18 protein-coding genes and 1 tRNA gene are annotated in these 17,590 nt (G+C 62.1%); 3 read left to right on the forward strand and 16 right to left on the reverse strand.

What is annotated here, in order from left to right:
- Positions 1-199: 199 nt before the first annotated feature.
- The gene (locus AC5P6E_RS02415; RefSeq protein ID WP_049413071.1) at positions 200-1,030 is read left to right on the forward strand and encodes an alpha/beta fold hydrolase; all 831 of its coding nucleotides are present in this window, start codon (positions 200-202) and stop codon (positions 1,028-1,030) included.
- 23 nt (positions 1,031-1,053) lie between these two features.
- Here the strand turns inward: AC5P6E_RS02415 and AC5P6E_RS02420 are convergent, their stop codons facing one another.
- The gene (locus tag AC5P6E_RS02420; RefSeq protein ID WP_010481232.1) at positions 1,054-1,701 is read right to left on the reverse strand and encodes a hypothetical protein; all 648 of its coding nucleotides are present in this window, start codon (positions 1,699-1,701) and stop codon (positions 1,054-1,056) included.
- 336 nt (positions 1,702-2,037) lie between these two features.
- Between AC5P6E_RS02420 and AC5P6E_RS02425 the strand changes: the two genes are divergently transcribed.
- Entirely contained in the window at positions 2,038-2,928 is an 891-nt protein-coding gene (locus tag AC5P6E_RS02425) for a DUF4062 domain-containing protein (RefSeq protein WP_495230662.1), read from the forward strand.
- A 1,299-nt stretch (positions 2,929-4,227) separates the two neighbouring features.
- Here the strand turns inward: AC5P6E_RS02425 and AC5P6E_RS02430 are convergent.
- The 15 genes from AC5P6E_RS02430 to dtd form a co-directional block, all read right to left on the reverse strand.
- Positions 4,228-4,977 (reverse strand): hypothetical protein, encoded by a 750-nt coding sequence (locus AC5P6E_RS02430; RefSeq protein WP_495230663.1) that lies wholly within the window; start codon positions 4,975-4,977, stop codon positions 4,228-4,230.
- Positions 4,978-5,221: 244 nt separating this feature from the next.
- On the reverse strand, positions 5,222-6,250 hold the full coding sequence (locus tag AC5P6E_RS02435; protein WP_495230665.1) for a phage portal protein: 1,029 nt from the start codon (positions 6,248-6,250) through the stop codon (positions 5,222-5,224).
- Positions 6,250-6,978: a hypothetical protein gene (locus AC5P6E_RS02440; protein ID WP_495230667.1), complete on the reverse strand. Its 729-nt coding sequence runs from the start codon at positions 6,976-6,978 to the stop codon at positions 6,250-6,252. The genes AC5P6E_RS02435 and AC5P6E_RS02440 overlap by 1 nt, the downstream gene beginning before the upstream one ends.
- Before the next feature lie 81 nt (positions 6,979-7,059).
- Positions 7,060-8,928, reverse strand: a complete 1,869-nt coding sequence (locus AC5P6E_RS02445; RefSeq protein ID WP_495230669.1) for a DUF927 domain-containing protein — start codon at positions 8,926-8,928, stop codon at positions 7,060-7,062.
- A 58-nt stretch (positions 8,929-8,986) separates the two neighbouring features.
- The gene (locus tag AC5P6E_RS02450) at positions 8,987-9,829 is read right to left on the reverse strand and encodes a toprim domain-containing protein (RefSeq protein ID WP_495230671.1); all 843 of its coding nucleotides are present in this window, start codon (positions 9,827-9,829) and stop codon (positions 8,987-8,989) included.
- A complete protein-coding gene (locus tag AC5P6E_RS02455) occupies positions 9,816-10,454 on the reverse strand; it encodes a hypothetical protein (RefSeq protein WP_495230672.1) in 639 nt (212 codons plus the stop codon). Before AC5P6E_RS02455 ends, AC5P6E_RS02450 begins: the two co-directional genes overlap by 14 nt.
- Positions 10,451-10,666: a hypothetical protein gene (locus AC5P6E_RS02460; RefSeq protein ID WP_099539923.1), complete on the reverse strand. Its 216-nt coding sequence runs from the start codon at positions 10,664-10,666 to the stop codon at positions 10,451-10,453. Before AC5P6E_RS02460 ends, AC5P6E_RS02455 begins: the two co-directional genes overlap by 4 nt.
- Complete coding sequence (locus tag AC5P6E_RS02465; RefSeq protein ID WP_495230673.1) at positions 10,663-10,872, reverse strand: hypothetical protein; 210 nt, start codon at positions 10,870-10,872, stop codon at positions 10,663-10,665. Before AC5P6E_RS02465 ends, AC5P6E_RS02460 begins: the two co-directional genes overlap by 4 nt.
- A gap of 293 nt (positions 10,873-11,165) precedes the next feature.
- Complete coding sequence (locus AC5P6E_RS02470; protein ID WP_099539925.1) at positions 11,166-11,450, reverse strand: Ogr/Delta-like zinc finger protein; 285 nt, start codon at positions 11,448-11,450, stop codon at positions 11,166-11,168.
- Positions 11,451-11,459: 9 nt separating this feature from the next.
- A complete protein-coding gene (locus AC5P6E_RS02475) occupies positions 11,460-11,663 on the reverse strand; it encodes a hypothetical protein (protein ID WP_099539926.1) in 204 nt (67 codons plus the stop codon).
- Positions 11,660-11,932, reverse strand: a complete 273-nt coding sequence (locus tag AC5P6E_RS02480; protein ID WP_099539927.1) for a helix-turn-helix transcriptional regulator — start codon at positions 11,930-11,932, stop codon at positions 11,660-11,662. The genes AC5P6E_RS02475 and AC5P6E_RS02480 overlap by 4 nt, the downstream gene beginning before the upstream one ends.
- 622 nt (positions 11,933-12,554) lie before the next feature.
- Positions 12,555-13,745 (reverse strand): tyrosine-type recombinase/integrase, encoded by a 1,191-nt coding sequence (locus AC5P6E_RS02485; protein ID WP_099539928.1) that lies wholly within the window; start codon positions 13,743-13,745, stop codon positions 12,555-12,557.
- A 181-nt stretch (positions 13,746-13,926) separates the two neighbouring features.
- Positions 13,927-14,002 (reverse strand) — tRNA-Ile (locus tag AC5P6E_RS02490).
- A gap of 161 nt (positions 14,003-14,163) precedes the next feature.
- Positions 14,164-16,017 (reverse strand): RNA polymerase sigma factor RpoD, encoded by a 1,854-nt coding sequence (gene rpoD / locus AC5P6E_RS02495; protein ID WP_010481200.1) that lies wholly within the window; start codon positions 16,015-16,017, stop codon positions 14,164-14,166.
- A gap of 90 nt (positions 16,018-16,107) precedes the next feature.
- Positions 16,108-16,548: a D-aminoacyl-tRNA deacylase gene (dtd, locus tag AC5P6E_RS02500; protein WP_010481198.1), complete on the reverse strand. Its 441-nt coding sequence runs from the start codon at positions 16,546-16,548 to the stop codon at positions 16,108-16,110.
- 62 nt (positions 16,549-16,610) lie between these two features.
- Between dtd and AC5P6E_RS02505 the strand changes: the two genes are divergently transcribed.
- Positions 16,611-17,531 carry a lauroyl acyltransferase gene (locus tag AC5P6E_RS02505; protein WP_010481197.1) on the forward strand — a complete coding sequence of 307 codons (921 nt, stop codon included), beginning with the start codon at positions 16,611-16,613 and terminating at the stop codon, positions 17,529-17,531.
- The last annotated feature ends 59 nt before the right edge of the window (positions 17,532-17,590 follow it).

Here is a 17,590-nt window from a genome sequence, read left to right on the forward strand (position 1 = left end):
AATGTCACCTCCGCCAATTTCAATTGATGCAACGCTTCCTAGAATGGATTCGGACGGAGTGATGGCCGCCTCAGGATAGAAGGAAATGCCGCCCTGGGGCCACTTCTGCAACACGCACTGACAGCGCCCTTCCTCCTGCACCGATGCAAGGTTGCCGGTAGGCAGGACGCCCCCAACCCCAACTGCGAGGAACCCGGAAATGGCTACGGTTACTACGAAAGACGGCGTCGAAATCTTCTACAAGGATTGGGGCCCGCGCGACGCCAAGGTCATTCATTTCCATCATGGCTGGCCCCTCAGCGCCGACGACTGGGACGCGCAGATGCTGTTCTTCGTCAACAAGGGATATCGCGTGGTTGCCCACGACCGCCGCGGGCATGGCCGCTCCAGCCAGGTGTGGGACGGCCACGACATGGACCACTACGCGGACGATGTTGCGGCGGTAGTCGAGCAGCTGGGTACCCACGGCGCGATGCACGTGGGCCATTCCACCGGCGGTGGACAGGTGGTCCGCTACATCGCTCGCCACGGCGAGAAGAACGTGTCCAAAGCGGTGCTGATCAGCTCGGTGCCGCCGCTGATGGTCAAGACCGCGGCAAACCCGCAGGGCACGCCCAAGGAGGTCTTCGACGATTTCCAGGCGCAGCTGGCGGCCAACCGCGCGCAGTTCTACCACGACGTGCCCGCAGGTCCCTTCTACGGTTACAACCGGCCCGGCGCGCAGCCTTCAGATGCGGTCATCTGGAACTGGTGGCGGCAGGGCATGCAGGGTTCGGCCAAGGCGCACTACGATGGCATCGTGGCGTTCTCCCAGACCGACTTCACCGAAGACCTGAAGGGCATTTCCATTCCTGTGCTGGTGATCCATGGCGATGACGACCAGGTGGTCCCGTATGCCGACTCGGGCGTCCTTTCCGCGAAGCTGGTAAAGAACGGCACGCTGATCACCTACGAAGGTGCGCCGCACGGCATTCCGACCACGCATGCCGACCGGATCAACGCCGACCTTCTGGCGTTCCTGGAAAGCTGATCGTGAAGGATCCGGGAAGTGCCTCAGGCACTTCCCGGACCACCCGGCAGGCGAATTCCATTTGCGGCAACGAATGCACGCGACGCATGCCAATAGGCCTGTGGTGGCGTATGCAGCTCCGGCTGCGACCAGTAGTCATCGAGGTGCAGCGCACCCATCACGCCGCCCCATGCAGCACGCGCATCGTGGACGCGCATCCGCCAACGATGATGCGGCGGAAAGTAGGCGTAGTGTTCGAGCGCCTGCTGCTGCGCCTGCTCTTCAGCAATGCCTGCCTGATGGATCAGCGTCCACGCATGCATATGGCGGGCGTGGGCAAGCGCACCGAGATACTCATTCTCATCCAGCAAGGGAACCGACTCACCGCGAGCCAGGCACAACGCATCCGACTCGGTGTCGTACGCCAGCGACGGCTGCGCCAGTTCCGGGTTCTGGTGCCAGTACCCTTCACCCAACACGTGCAGCATCGCCCAGTGCCAAGGCTCGTCGTGGAAGATCAGTGCATGCTCGTACTCGCAGCCGGGGGCCTGGTTGGGATAGCGTTGGCGTGCCTGTTCGATTGCCAGCGCTTCAGGAACCTGGCCGTAGCGCACCAGGCACCAGGCGAACAGATGCCGGCTGTCTTCGATTTCAGTGGCGAAGTCTTCCACCGGGGCGTGGGTGCCGGGCATGTTTGATCCTTGCGTTCGGACCAGATGTTGCCCTAAAGGGCAAACGCGCGGGGAGGAGGAGACCGGCAGTCGATCATGCGAACTGGGTTGGTGGGCCCATCATCAACCAAAAACAAACCGTATCTCACTGTTTTTACTTTATTTTTCAATATTCGACAAAGCCCCTTACCGCCATAGTTACCGCCATAATTCAGCGCTACGGAAGTACGTGAAGGAAAATGCGTGGGGTCAACCGGCCGATCAAACTAACGCCATTGACAGCCAGCGCAGCTTGTTCGGTACCTGTACTGGTCATAAGATCCAGCGGCGAGCGGAGCTATCGCCGCCACAAGCGTCATGGACCAAGTACTGACGCGCAGTTCCTACGATTGGACTGATGCACCACACAGGGAGGCTAGGGTGTCTTTTTCAGCAAACGTTTTTAATGTTCTCATCGCTTCACCGTCAGACGTTCCTGAAGAACGGGAAGCCATTGCAGCCAGCCTGCACGAATGGAACGCCTTAAATTCGGCAGAGACGGGAAAAGTGCTTCTACCTGTCATGTGGGAGTCCCACAGCGCGCCCAGCATGGCTGACCGCCCTCAGGCACTTATTAATGAACAGGTTGTCAAATCGTGCGACATGTTGATCGGCGCATTCTGGACAAGGCTGGGCACCCCAACCGGCGTCGAAGATAGCGGCACGGTGGAGGAAATCAAGCTGTTCCTCGCCAAGCAGAAGCCGGTGATGCTGTACTACTCTGATGCCCCGGTACCTCGAGGAAAGATAGACACAAAGCAGTTCGATAAGCTGGAGGAATTCAAGGCCAGCATAAGGAACAAGGGCATCCAAGAAGAGTACAGCTCTATTGAAGAGCTGAAGGCCAAGCTTTCTCGCCAGCTCACCATTGTGATGCGAGGGATGACGGTAGACGTGGTAGTGAATGCCAAGGTCGTCAAGGAAGCCAAGGCATCAACCAAGGAGCCCTCAGAGCCGAAGGTATCACCTGCGCCTAAGAGCGCGAACAAAAGACGTCGAGGCGCAAAGCCCAACCACGACTGCCGTCTTGAAGAGTATTCGGACAGATCGTTTGTGGTTCGAGGCGATTCCACAGAGTTCAAGGATGACCTCAAGACGCTAGGTGGAAAATGGATTAGAACTCGCGACGGCACCTTTGCTTGGAACTTCTCTAAGAAGAAGCTTCCTCAAGTAGCTGAACTGCTATCGCTTGGCCCCGCATTGAACTAGCTGCCGAGGTCCGTCGCGAGTACAGCCCGTGGCTGGCTCGCGACCCCTCATAGCTCTGCGCGCGCACTTGTCTCCCCGCCACACCTGCACACTTCATAGGGTGGTTTTTCTGCACTACCTGCACACGGGCCCATGACAGGCCCAATAAGGCTGTCCGGGGCATCGAGAGGCAATGTCACTACCTGCGAATCCCTGCGCAGAAGGGTCGCCTAGCGGAGCGTTGAGCGGCGAGAGGGAAGCCAGACTTAGGCAGCCAGGTAGGAGATAAAAAGTAGGCGTCCAATAGCGTCCAAGAAGAACAATCCACTACTTACAGTGTTTCAGTAAGGCTATGAAAAGGGGGTGTGGCACACTTTTTTGGTTACAGGTCTCGTGCAGGCACCGCTGTCTTACTTTCCCTACGCCCCCCCCTGTCTCCCAAGGGTTTCGCCGGTCCAACTGCTGTCTTGCCGCCTCCCATCCTCCATGTGATATTCCTGACCAACAGTATTTGCTGGTTACATTGGTACGATGGTTACACCATCCGTGCACACCTTGGCTATCAATGACTTACGATTACCACCGACTCGTACCAGCCCGTGGACACGACTGGTTACACTGGTTACAGCCAGTGCCGCAGAGAAGCGCGTGGGTTATAGAGCAAGGAAGACACGATGATCACTAGAGCTCCGATTCTGACGAGACTGGCCATATGGGCAGTCCCGTTCTTCAGCGCCACTCTGGCTGCACCCCTTAGCGCGCAGAATCCCGTTGGGATCCAACTCATGAACGATTTGGCCTGGCATGGCGTGTCTGATCGTGTCCAAGTTCATCAGCCATCTGTGCAAGGAAAACCTCCCCACATCGACGTGTGGGAACGAATTGCCATAGGGAATACATACGGCAACTGGGCTTACGTGAAGAACCTCATCGATTGCCAGCAGTGGACTCAAGTTCCGTTCTACACGATCGACCGGAATGGCTACTTTGTCCTATGGTCGGAGGCTCCTAGCTCCGCAAAGGCAGCTTGGGACGCGCACGGCCAAGGCAATGAGACGGTAATTGCAGGGGTCTGTGCACTTTACGGATTCAGGAAGCCGCTTCCAAACACGGCTGCACCAGACAAAAGCGGGAACTTCGTAGAGCGCTAGCAGCAATGTGGGGGACGGGGGCATCCCATCGATGATGGGGCCGCGTCAGCGGCCCGCTGTGGCCGCTGTGGGGCTATCCCGCTGTCCAGCACACGGTGGTCGCGACAATCGCACCTGCAGTCCTGTGCTCCCGCTCTTTGCAGCCGGCATCAGCGCAACAGACAGAGCATCAGCCTTTCAGCAGCGCTCGCTCAGTCGTACACATCAGCATGAAGGCATCTCCTACTGATCTATTGACACGTACGATGTCGCGGAGCGGGAAAGCTTCGGGCCCATCTTCTAAAATCAGACCGATGTCGAGTTTAAGCACGGTCGGCATAGATATCTCGTCGCCGTTCTTGATTTCCGTTGCCCACACACCCGGTGCGCCGTCTATGTCCTCGACAATGGCGCCTGTATTGGTGGCCTCATCGATCGCAATCTTCATGGGCATCTGCCTAACGGCTACTGGTAGCAGAAGCCTGTGCTTGTCCTGATTGCTCATGCGCATGAGCAGATGAAGGTCAGTACCATACGCAGCTCGAATCTCTTCTATTCGAGCAATGGCTTGCCCTCCTAGCCCGCCGATTCTCCTGCGTTCCTTCGAGTTGAGGGATTGCCCAAAACGACCGAACGGAAACTGGATATCTTTTAGGTCAGCCCTGGGATCAGCGACTTCAATCATTCCGCACGTCGCGTAGTCCAAGCAGCCACGAAGGTTGTGGACCAGGTCGCCGACGACGAGGCTCCAGTCGATAGTCGGCTCGCGCAAGAGCTCGATGCGAACCTTGCCACGGGGCTCCTCATCCACTTTCTCTGGCCGCCACCAGCTCTCCTGGTGCAATTCATTAAAAAGTCCGACGAGCGTTGCTAGGTGGGTCTGAGCATGGGTGTACTTTGAATATGCGTCTTGGAAACGACCGAGAAATTTGAATTCCATGCTCGCCTGCCCGCTCATGCTTCGACCCCTGTCTTGCCCGCTTCTGATACGTAATTGCGATCAACCATCAGTCTTCACAATAGAGAGCTAAAGACCCTCGGTGCTTCGCGCCATTGTAGACCCCCGGCAGTACAGGTCGGCGGCCTAGACCTTCTGAACGTGCCTCGTTCATTGCGACTATCTGGACTGAATTCCCATAGCTGCTAAGGCCGGCATCACCACGAGCGAGTGAGCATCAGGCCGCTCAGGGGTTCAGGTCAAACGAGGTGAAGGCAATGACCTCCTCGCCGATCCACTCGTTCACCATGGCCATGCGCGATTGCAGGGGTGCCAGTTCCATAGACGCCCACACCGTGGCCGCATCCCGAATCGATCCGAATCCACCCGCATTCTGAGGCACGATGCCCAGCAGCTGCGGGGGGATGCGCAGCGCCGCCAGAATGTCATCGCGGGTCACGCGCTTGATTCCAGTGAACTCATCCTTTGCGGCCACTTCGCTGATCGGGATCAGCTGCAAGCCATCCTTCTTGCCATTGGGCGAATGCACGAACAGGTTGCGGAAATTACCTGGCCCACGCGAGTCTCGCAGCGCCTGGCGGAGGGCGTCCACGTCCATGCCCTCCGGCTGCGGGTCGGTCATGTAGAGGATGAACCCAGCATGCGAGCCGTTGGTGTAGTACCTGCGGCGGAACAATGTGGCCGATTCGTTGAGCAGCGCCGACTGCACAACGGCCAGCCATTCCGGCAACCCGTAGATTTCCTGATCGGTATCGGCCTCGCGCAGCTGGTGCACCGAGCCAGGTGCAAATTCACGCTCGGCCCGTCCGGCTCGCACCTGAAAGAACTCACCGGGTTGCACACCGCGACGCATGTACTGCGCCATCAGCGGGTGCAGCTGCAACAGCCGCCCGGAGTGCGAGATTTGCCGCCCCAAGTAGGCCATGCCGAACACCAGGTAATCCAAGGCCATCTGCGAGAACGCGGTGCGGTCCAGCAGTCGATGCGGCACAAAGGTCCGCACTAGCATGTTGCGCTTAAAGATCAGACCGCTGTGCAGGAACGGATTGGAGCGCGTGGTGCGCGACAGACCACTGAGGGTGATCGGAGGTTCGTAGTAGCGACCGTTGCGCCAGCACTCCAGGTAGTCGAACAACCCGCGCGAGTCCAACACGGGCATTGGATCGCCAATGGAAAAGGTTGTGACAGCTCCGGCAGTGCCCACGCTACGCGCGGGCACGACCTCACCGATAGCAGCATCGGCAGGGGGATGCATCACGCTGCCTCCCCAGCACTGATCTTCTCTCGCAACTGTGAAAAACGAATCGGGCTACGCACCAGCTGCATATCCACCGCGCTCAGGTCCATCGACGGCAGCGCCAACACTTGCGTCACTTGTTCCGTCACTGCGGCATCGTCCAGGCGACGGCGCACCTCATTGCCGATTCGGTCAAAGAACCGGCTTGCCAGTGCGCCTGTATCGCCGGAGCCCTCCGCTCTCGAGAACAAAGCAAAGGCGAAGACCAGGCTATCCCCAGCCTGTAGCAGCAACTGCTCGTAGGCCTGATCGGCCACTTCCCTGGTGACGCTGCTTCTTGCGTTGAGACAGTGGCCCGCCACCTCAGCCAATTCCAGCTCCAGGCGCGGCAGCTCGACCGCAATCTCACCCTCCATCGCCTCATATTCCTCAGCCAGCGACAGCGCCGAGCGCTCATTCGCGCGAAGCTTCTGAATGTCGCGGGTCAGCGTGCCATCGCTCTCGCGCAGCTTGGCACCCCACTGCTGGCGGGCAGCAGCGGCATCGCCCTGTGCAGCCTGCTTGGCGCGCTGCATCGTATCGACCTTACCCACCAAGGCGCGCTTGCGCTGCACCGCGCTGGCCAGCTGCTGCGCCAGCTCGTTCAGCCGCTGCCTGTTCTCCGATACCGGCGCAGCCTCGCTCCCTTCGCAGGATTGAATAGCCAGGTCGGCGGTGGTGGTGTTGATGCTCCGGTTGTCGCTCATGTTGAATCTCCATTGAAAAGATCTGGCGGGGGTAGGCTCGCCCGACACTGTGTCGGCTAGCTGTATGAAAGACAGCACTGCTCACAGGCCGCTGTCGTGAACCTTGCGGGGATCGAAGACGAAGACGCGGATGGCGCCCAAGCCTGGGACACGTACGGTTTGGGAGGGCCTGCCGTCAGCGCTACGCTTAAGCCATCCGGTCTCAGCCAGCGTGCGTGCGGCCAAGCGCACATCGAAGCCCGCACATAGCTCCCGTCTGAACGCTTCCTGCAGCACCAGGTATTCCGTCAATCCAACTTCATCGAAGCGCCGGAAACCTACGCGATCGCGCACTGGCACAGTGCCTTCAGGGCTGCGCAGCGGCTCAAGACGGCTTTCGCCGTGGGCCTCAAAGAACGCACGCACACGCGAGAGCAGTTCGTCGGTGTCGGCGCTGCCGGAACCGCCCCTACGTTGCAGCCAAGCCTGGAAGCACGCGGCGACGCCGCGTGTGGCCTCACCCTTGGGCCAGCCGGTAATGCGGTGGCGACAACTACTGGCCAACTCCCCGGCAAAGGCGACAACAGCAAAGCGCTCGGCCACCCGGCGCACCTCCCCGGAGGCATCTTCGGGTACGTAGGTGGCTAGGAATCGGTCGGTGGATTCGCGCAGCTGGGCGGTCAGCGTCGGGCTGTCCTGCTGGGTCAGGTAGCCCATCCAGAGCGGCCATGGTGCGCCGTATGTTCGTGCGGCGGCGTCCTTAAGTAGAGCCGACAGCGCCGCTCCGTCGCTGGCATCGTGTAGGCGCTCAAACACGCCGTGCCCACCCTCGGCCTCGGCTGGTACGTCGGCCAAACGCACGGACTGGCCCGCCCGTGCCTGTTTGCCCGCCTCGGCCATGTGCTGGGCCAGTCCGACCTCGCCAGCCGACAGGATCAGCACCCGCCAGCGTGCTGCCGCACGGGCCTCACCGGCCCGGTTGGCGCGGCTCTTGCCATTGCCGTTGGCCAGCAGGTAGGCGGCATCACCGGCCTGCTTGGGATCGATCTGCGCCAGTTCATCCAGAATGAGCGTCGCATCGTTGTGCAACACCGCCACGCCTTCCAGACCATTGGCCGTGCTGCGCCACTCGCGGGCATATTCCGGGGGACCGACCACGCTGGCCGCCACGCGTAGCGCGGTGCTCTTGCCGCTGCTGCTGCCGCCGACCAGGTGGAACCCACCGCCCGTTGCGCCGGTGAAGTGCAGCAGCGGCCCGGCGAACATGGCTGACACAGCCAGCACCAGACGCGAGTTGTCCTGACAACGTCGGGCCACGTCGCGTCGCCAGTCATCCAGCGAGCCAACGGCCGCATAGTGATGTTGCAATCCACCGCTGTGCTGATAGACCAGCCGCTCCACGCCATTGCCGTAGCTTTCGCCATTGGGCAGTACGTAGCGGCCCTCATGCCAGCCCGGCACGGCGACGTTGCGCGCGCGGGTGTCGATACGCTCCTGAATGATGTAGGCCAGCAGCCGCTGCATCGTGTTGCGGTGGGCTGACATTTCCACACCACCTGCGGCCAGCTGGCGCACGAACTCGCGCGGATCGCCCACCAACATTTCCGCAGGTGCCGCCCACTTGTGAGGATGGCCATCGGCGTCGGTCCAGGTCAGCAACCTCCCCCATTCCTCGCTCTGGCTGTTACGAGTCTTGGCCTCGACCTTCAACGGCGAGCAGACAAACACGGGCTCGGCCAGGTCACCATCCTCGGTGACCCCGACGTAGTACACGCCGCTCTCGTTGAGCTGGTAGTGCGCTCGCGCCGCACCGCCTCTGGCACTGCCACTGGTGCAGTCAGCGGCGTCCTTGTTGCTCTTCGTCTTGCCATTGGCGCCCTTGCGCACGGCGCGCTGAATCGAGCCGCGTACGGCGCCGGTACCGGCGTCCTTGGCGGCATCATTGAAATCGACAGAGGTGACGTTGCTCATGCACGGGGCTCCGGTGCCGCGTCGGCGCGCTGCGCCTTCGGGATAAAGAGAGGGATCATCAGGAAGTAGCCTCATGGCGTGGCCGCGGCGGCATGGCCACGACCCCGCCCACGGCATCGGCGGCGCGCTGGGCGTTGGCTACGCCCGGATTGATGCCCAGCCGCGCGGCGGTGGCCGCATCGTCATCGGCGCACACCACGATCACCGCCGAGGGGAACTTGGCACGCAGGGCGCAGGCCACTGGCTCAAGGTTCCCAGCATCAAAGGCCACGGCGGTGGGGTGGCCAGTGGCCTCATGGATGCTGGCGGCGGTGGCATAGCCTTCGGCGATGCACACCACGTCGCTGACCGTGCGTCCCACGGCGTAGTAGAGCCCGCGTTTACGGCCACCGGCGAGGAAGCGCTTGCTGCCATCGGCGGCGATGGTTTGCAGGCTCCACAGCCGCCCCTGTGCATCGCGCAAGGGCACCAGCAGCAAGCCATCCAGCTGTCGCAGGCCGTGCACGCCCACGCCCTTGGCCACCAGGTAGGGATGATCGGGCGTAGCAGCGCTGGCGCGCTGCCAGCGCTCACGCGCCTGCTGCCGGGCCACCGCCTGGCGCTGAGCGCGCTCGGCCTGCTGCTGGCGCTGCGCGCGCATAACGGCCTCGTGCAGCATCGCGCGGTCGGCCTCGCTCAGCGCCTCAGTTCCGCCCTCGCACCAGGACTCATTGAGCCCGGTCTTCCAGTTGCCGTAGGCACCGGCCTGCGGCGGGCCTGCGTGCAGCACATACCAACCACTGCGCTGGCCGCTACCATCGCCCTCGGTGCGTATGCGTCGCAGACGGCCATCGGCCACCGACACATCCAGCATCAGCCCCGCTGCGCGCAGGGTGGTCAGAAATCCGTCAGCCCGCGCCATCGTCGGCCTCCAGCTGGCTGCTGTGCCGGGCGCTGGCTACCACAGCGGCCAGATCCTCATGCACGTAAGCAGCGCTGAACGCTACAGCGTCGAAGGGCACCGCCATGCGCTCATCGACGCTGGCCAGCAACAGCGCCGCCGAACGTGCACGCTCCACGCGATTGAAGCTGTCCTCGCTGATCCAGTAGCCGTAGGGCATGTGTCCAATGCGGGGCGCGACCTGCTGCGGCGGCTCGGCAGCAGGCTGCTCGGCTTGCAGGTCCGCCAGCTGCAAGGCCATACCTCGATCAAACTGCTCCTGCGATTGCGCAGGTGCGAACAAGGAGAGGCGCACACGCACCCGCGCCGCAACGGTTGCCAGCTCCGAGCAATCGCGCTCTAGCGGCCACAGCAGATGCTCGCGCAGGCGGTCTTCCAATGGGTGGCCTTCCAGCGCCTCATCCAATTCGTCACTGAGCATGGCCAGACGGCGCGAGGCCTTGTTGTGGAGGCGCTCGACGCGACGGGCCTCCTCGACAATATGGGCGGTACGCTCGGCACCGAACCAGGTATCGGTGATGGTGGCGCTGAGTACGCCATCGGCTACGCCCGGCACGCCGGACACGCTCACGGTTTCGGTACTCATGCAGCCACCTCCGCTTCGCGGACCATCGCCAGCAGCTGGCCTACAGATAGGTCTTCCAGTGCACCAGGGTGGCGCTCGAGTGCGGCTACCAGCTGCGACAGCGCAGCCATCGGCATCGTGCGGATGCGCTGCAACAGGCGCACAGCGCTGAACAGGTCATGCGTGGTGGCATCGTCGTTGGCCGCAGCGGCATTCAATGCAGAGACGTTCATTGCGCTGCCTCCTGGACCGTGGCGACAATGGCGTGCTGCACCTCCCCCAGCGTCAGCGCATCAGGCGCTTTGCCGGTGGCCTCCAGCCGCGCAGTCAGCACCAGCCAGCGGCAATGGTCCCAATCGAGGGTGTCGGCGATTTCGCCAAGATGGTGGGCAATACGGGTGGCAAAGCGCGTCGGCGCGGCCAAAGCGTCGTGAGACATGGCTGATTCCTTGTGTAAGTTGGAATCCGCCGCCCCAACGCCAATTGGGGTGACGGACGGTACGCGGTTGGCGTGCCGGCACAAGGACCGGTGGGGCCGAAGCCCCCCGCGCACCGCCCGCCATAGAACTGGCAAGCAATCGCCCGCGACAACACAGCGAGCAATAAAAAAGCGCCATGCATCGGTCGATGGGCGCTGGTGCGCCTTGTGATTCGGGACGCCAATCCCGGTCGCCGATTGTGCGGCGACGGGGCAATGCTGCACCGGTTGAGCTGGTGCTGTCAACATGCGCATCATCGCCGTGCGCTGCGCTTGGCGCGCGGTGCTTCAGTGGCGTTCTCACTGAGCGCGCGGCGTTCTGCGGAGTCGCTGAGCGGCAGGCAAATCTCGGCGCTCGGACAGACGCTTGGCACATGTGTGCGCACGATTTCGGTGTAGGCCGAGAACGTGTGACCGCACAGCGCATTGCGGCACTGGAGCACGGATTCGCGCAGCAGTTTGGAATGCAGCACGCTGGTGCGCACGATGGCAGGCGTATCGCAATGCGGGCAGCGCAGGAAGGCTCTTGAACTGGTCATCGCAATGCCTCAGCAGTCAGTGGTGGAACGGCTACCCGCGACACCACGCGAGAGTGCAATGCGGCCACCTTGCGCAGTCCGGCTCTGGGAGAAATTCAGCGCGAGATTCGGCTGTGCCACAGCCGTTCGCAGATGCTCAGCCAGGAACTTGGCTTCTGCCGGGCTGAGGCTGAATTTCTGGTTGGAGATGGTCAGGATGAGGGTGTCTTTCATGGCTGCACTCGCAAGTGGGTGTCGGGAATGTGGGTGGCAATCCACGCGTCCACGTCCGACTCCAACCAGACAGTTACGCGCGGGGAAAGGGGGATCGATGCGGGGAACCGGCCGCGCTTCATCAGCCAGTACAGGTGCGAGCGGGAAATGCCGGTACGACTAAGCACCTCGCGCTTGCGCAGGAAGCGTTCACCGCGTGCGGCATCGGGCCGAGAATGATCGGCAGGCTGACCAGGTGCGGTCGCCTGAGGGGCTGGGGAACCAAGCATGTGAGAGGTCGCGGGGCTGACGTTTCGTCAACCGCCGCCCTGTGTTGTGGGCTTGGTTAGAAGGCTAGAGACAGCTGCCGCTCAACTCACGCAGCTCGATGTGTAGGGAAAATTTTTACAGTATTTTGTAAAATTACACATGACGAATTCCCCTTGACGGTGCAACCTTGCGACGTTCCATCCAACTGGCGGGAGCTGACAAGCGAGCGCAGCAGTCAGGCCGCCCGACTGGTTGCGCAGGACAAACGGACGCGCCTGGCAACCTGCTGCTCCAGGCCAACGGCGCAAAATGTGCGGCGAGCGAACCATCGATTACCGGCGGGTTCGGTCTGGTCATCGGCCGTCATGGCGACAACTCGGCGGCCTTCAAAGCCACCCGCTGGCCGGAAAGAGGCTGCGGCAGAGCCATTCAATCGGCGCGCGCTATCGATCCGCATACGTCCAATGTGGATCGATGGGGCGCCGCTGTAACCAGCGTAACCAGCTGTAACCAGTGAATGCGGCGCTCCGACAATGGACGCAACCCACTGATGCATAGGACGTTTCGCGGCGGTGTAACCAGTGTTACCACTGTAACCAGCAAAAACAGTAAGTCAGAAATGAAAGATGGAAGAACGGGAGGTCAGCTGGAGGCTCTCAGGCCGTCTAGATAGTCCGCCCACGCCTGCATCATTTTTGCCCGCTCAACCAGGTGAGCCGTACGGTTGTATGCCCGTCCGTTGGGGTCACGCACAGCGTGTGCAAGCTGGTGCTCGATGTAGTCCGGACGGAAGCCCAGCACCTCATCCAGCACAGTGCGTGCCATCGCGCGGAAGCCATGCCCGGTCATAGTGTCGGAGTCGTAGCCGAGGCGACGTAGCGCTGCGTTGATCGTGTTCTCGCTCATGGGTCGCCCCTTGCCACGCACACTAGGGAACACGAACTCCTTCCGTCCAGTCAGCGGGTGCACAGACCTAAGAATCGCCACAGACTGCGAAGCCAATGGAACAACGTGCGATTGGCCGGTCTTGCTTGCCGTGAACCGCCATTCGCCATTGTCCAGGTCGATGTCCGACCATCGTGCACGACGAAGCTCGCCAGGGCGAACGAATACCAGCGGCGCTAGGCACAGGGCCGCCATGACAATCGGTGATCCTTGATAGCCGTGTATTGAGCGCAGCAGTTCTGCGATCTGCTTGGGCTCAGTCATGCTGGCGAAGTGACGACCTTCGGGCGAAGTGAGCGCTCCTTTCAGATCCTCTGCCACGTTCCTGTCTGCACGTCCTGTCGCTATCGCGTATCGAAGAACCTGGCTGACCAGCATCCGCGCCCGATGTGCAGTTTCGACCGCGCCGCGCCCCTCGATCTTGCGCAGCGTCTCCAACAGTTCACGTGCTGTGATCGCTGCAATGGGTCGTTGCCCGATGTACGGCGTCAGATCTTTCTCGATCAAACGTGTCTCTCGTTTCACCGACCCTGCAGACAGCTTCTTGGCTCTCATCGCCAAGTGTTCGCGCGCCAGCGCCTCGAATGTGTTGGTGGCCAGTTCCAAGCTGGCCACTTTCTGCGCCTTGCGCTGCTCGCCCGGATCAACACCTTCGGCCAACAGCTTTCGCGCAGCAGCATGGCGCTCGCGCACGGACGCCAGGCTCACCTCTGGATAGGTACCAAGCGACAGCGTGTTGCGCTTGCCGGTCACAGGACGCCGATAGTCCCAGCGCCACCATCTGGCGCCATCAGGCTTCAGCAGCAGGTACAGGCCTCCACCGTCTCGCAGCTTCTGCACGGCAGCGGTGGGCTTGGTTCTGCGAATGGCGGTATCGGTCAATGACATGGTGGCGGCAACTGATTTGGCGGTAACAGGTGTAGAGCGGGTGGAGGTTACCGCCAAAGATACCGCCAGAGAAGTCTGGATTCTGCTGGATCACATAGGACGCAATCAGACACAAAAAAGGCCGAAACCCCTGTTTTTTCAGGATATTTCAGCCTTCATAGGACGACATAGGATCATCAATTGGTGGGCCCACCAGGATTCGAACCTGGAACCAAGGGATTATGAGTCCCCTGCTCTAACCGTTGAGCTATAGGCCCGGCGCAGCGTCACAGTGTAGTAGAGCCTGTGCTTGATCGGCTACCCGGTAATCGCAAACGGCAGCCGAGCATGGCTCGGCTCTACAGAAAGCACACACACCCCAAAAAGAAAAACCCCGCCGAAGCGGGGTTTCTCTCAACGCTTCAACAGCCGCTGGAAATCAATCGATATCCAGGAAGCTGCGCAGCTGCTCCGAGCGGCTCGGGTGACGCAGCTTGCGCAGGGCCTTCGCTTCGATCTGGCGGATGCGCTCGCGGGTCACGTCGAACTGCTTGCCGACTTCCTCAAGGGTGTGGTCGGTGTTCATGTCGATGCCGAAGCGCATGCGCAGCACCTTGGCTTCCCTCGGGGTGAGGCCGGCCAGCACGTCGCGCACGGTTTCAGACAAGTTGATGTTGGTGGTGTTCTCGATCGGGGACTCCACGTTGGTGTCCTCGATGAAGTCGCCCAGATGGGAATCCTCGTCGTCGCCGATCGGGGTTTCCATCGAGATCGGCTCCTTGGCGATCTTCATCACCTTGCGGATCTTGTCTTCCGGCATGTCCATTTCCTTGGCCAGCTCCTCCGGCGTAGCCTCGCGGCCGTACTGCTGGAGCATCTGGCGGGAAATGCGGTTCAACTTGTTGATCGTCTCGATCATGTGCACCGGAATACGGATGGTGCGCGCCTGGTCGGCAATCGAGCGGGTGATCGCCTGGCGGATCCACCAGGTGGCGTAGGTCGAGAACTTGTAACCGCGGCGGTACTCGAACTTGTCCACGGCCTTCATCAGGCCGATGTTGCCTTCCTGGATCAGGTCCAGGAACTGCAGGCCGCGGTTGGTGTACTTCTTGGCGATCGAGATCACCAGGCGCAGGTTGGCCTCGACCATTTCCTTCTTGGCCTTGCGCGCCTTGGCTTCACCGTAGGCCATGGCACGGCTGATTTCCTTCAGCTCTTCCAGGTCCAGCTGGGTCAGCTTCTCGATGTCGATCGTCGCCTGCTGTTCGGCGATGATCTGGTCCTTCACTTCGCGCAGGGCCGACGACCACTTCTGCTTGCGCTTCAGTGCGTCTTCCACCCACTCCAGGTTGGTCTGGTTGCCTTCCCAGGAACGGATGAAGTCCTTGCGCGGCATGCGTGCAGTGACGGTGGCCAGGTTCAGCACGCGGCGCTCATGGGCCTTGATCGACGCCATGGTGTCGCGCAGCTGCTTGGTCAGCACATCGGTCAGCGGCAGCGGCAGCTTCAGGGTGACGAACACCGCCGACATTTCTTCGCGCAGGCGCGGCAGGTTCTTCTTGTCGCCCTTGGTCGCGGCCTTCTTGAAGGCGTTGAAGGCATCGCTCAGCGCCTGCATGCGCGCGGCGACTTCCTCCGGATCCGGACCGGTCGGTGCGGCTTCTTCATCGCCACCGTCGACATCGTCGTCCTCGTCCTCGTCGCCTTCGGCGTCGGCATCGGCGCTGTCATCGGCAGCGGCCGCCGGCGGTGCCGGCTCTTCATCGGTCAGATCGTTGAAGCCGACGATCACTTCGGCCAGGCGCTTCTTGCCTTCCTTGTGGGCTTCGTAGTCGGTCAGCAGCGACTCGACCGAGACCGGGAACTGGCCCAGGGCCGCCTGGACCTGCGAAAGGCCTTCCTCGATGCGCTTGGCGATGGCGATTTCGCCTTCGCGGGTCAGCAGCTCGACGGTGCCCATTTCGCGCATGTACATGCGCACCGGGTCGGTGGTACGGCCACCTTCGGTGTCGAGCGCGCTCAGTGCGGCGGCGGCTTCTTCGGCCGCGGTGTCATCGACTTCGCGGTTACCGGTGTTGCCGTCGTTGAGAAGCAGGGTTTCCACATCCGGCGCAACTTCATGGACATCGATGCCCATGCCGTTGATCATGCCGATGATGTCTTCGATCTGTTCCGGGTCGACCATGTCGTCCGGCAGATGGTCATTGACTTCGGCGTAGGTCAGGTAGCCCTGTTCCAGGCCCTTGCTGATCAGTTGCTTGATTTCGGATTGGGCAGGACGTTCGTTGGCCATGTAGTGCTCGCGCCACCGGCTAGGGAGAAATAGGGAACGTAGCATTATACCAGCCCGGTGCCCGGCCTGCCGGGCGGTGGTCCCGGCGGCTTAGGGCCTGAGAAGGAAGGTCACGGGACCGTCATTGACCAGGCTGACGACCATATGGGCACCAAATCGGCCCGTTTCCACCCCTGGCGCGTGATTTTCACGACAGATCTCGACAAATCGATTGAACCCGCGTTCAGCCTCGTCCGGCGGGGCGGCGCTGGTAAAGCTGGGGCGCATGCCCGACCGGGTGTCGGCGGCGAGGGTGAACTGGCTGACCAGCAGCAGGCCGCCGGCGGTATCGCGCAGCGACCGGTTCATCTTCCCGGCCTCGTCGGCGAATACCCGGTAGCCCAGCAGGCGCTCGGCCATTCGCTGCAGCTGGGCCTCGCTGTCGCCCGGCTCCATGCCGACCAGCGCCAGCAGGCCCGGACCGATCTGGCCAACCGCTTCATCATCGACATGGACGGCGGCCTGGCTGACGCGCTGGATCAGGACGAGCATGCGGGGGCTTCCAATGAACACGGCCGGCCACGATAGCAGCGCCCTTGGCTAAACTGGCGCCGATGAATCCGCAACGCAAAGCCCGGCTGGTCTACCGCGCCACCACCCTGTTCGCCCGCCTGCCCTGGCCGCTGCTGCGGGGAGTCGCCCGTGCCCTGTCCTGGACCTGGATCAGTCTCAACGCCCGTGAGAGCCGCGTCACCCGGCGCAACCTGGAGCTGGCCTACCCGGACCTGGAGGGCGCCGCGCGCGACCGCCTGCACCGGGAGCTGCTGCGCTCCACCGCCCTGCAGGCCATCGAAACCCTGCGACTGTGGAGCCAGGCGCCGGCCGACAACCTGCGCCTGCACCTGAAGCAGCGCCACGGCGAGGCCCTGTACGACGCGGCGCTGGCCAGCGGCAAGGGCGTGATCGTGGCGGCGCCGCACTTCGGCAACTGGGAGCTGCTGAACCAGTGGCTGGCCTCGCGCGGGCAGATCGCCATCGTCTACAAGCCACCGGAAGACGAGGCCAGCGATGCCTTCCTGCAGCTGGTGCGGGGCGGCCAGAACGTACAGCAGGTGCGTGCCGAAGGCCCGGCCGTGCGCCAGCTGTTCAAGGTGCTCAAGGACGGCGGTGCCACCGGCATCCTGCCCGACCAGCAGCCCAAGGCCGGCGATGGGGTGTTCGTGCCGTTCTTCGGCGTGCAGGCGCTGACCATGACCCTGGTCAACCGGCTGGCCGAGCGTACCGGCGCCACCGTGCTGTATGGCTGGTGCGAGCGCATCGGGCCGGACATGGAGTTCGCCCTGCACATCGAACCGACCGACCCCGCCGTGGCCGACCCGGACCCGCAGGTGGCCGCTACCGCGCTCAATGCAGGCATCGAGCGCATCGCCCGCCGCGACCCTGCGCAGTACCAGTGGACCTACAAGCGCTATACGCTGCGACCATCGGGCAGTGGCGAGGAAGACCCCTACGCGACCGAGGAACACCCGCACTGACGGCCGCTCCACTCAGGCCACCGGCCCCTGCGACCGGCGGCCGCACCACGTTGAATACG

Source organism: Stenotrophomonas sp. YJH_SMC_16 (assembly GCF_059367875.1).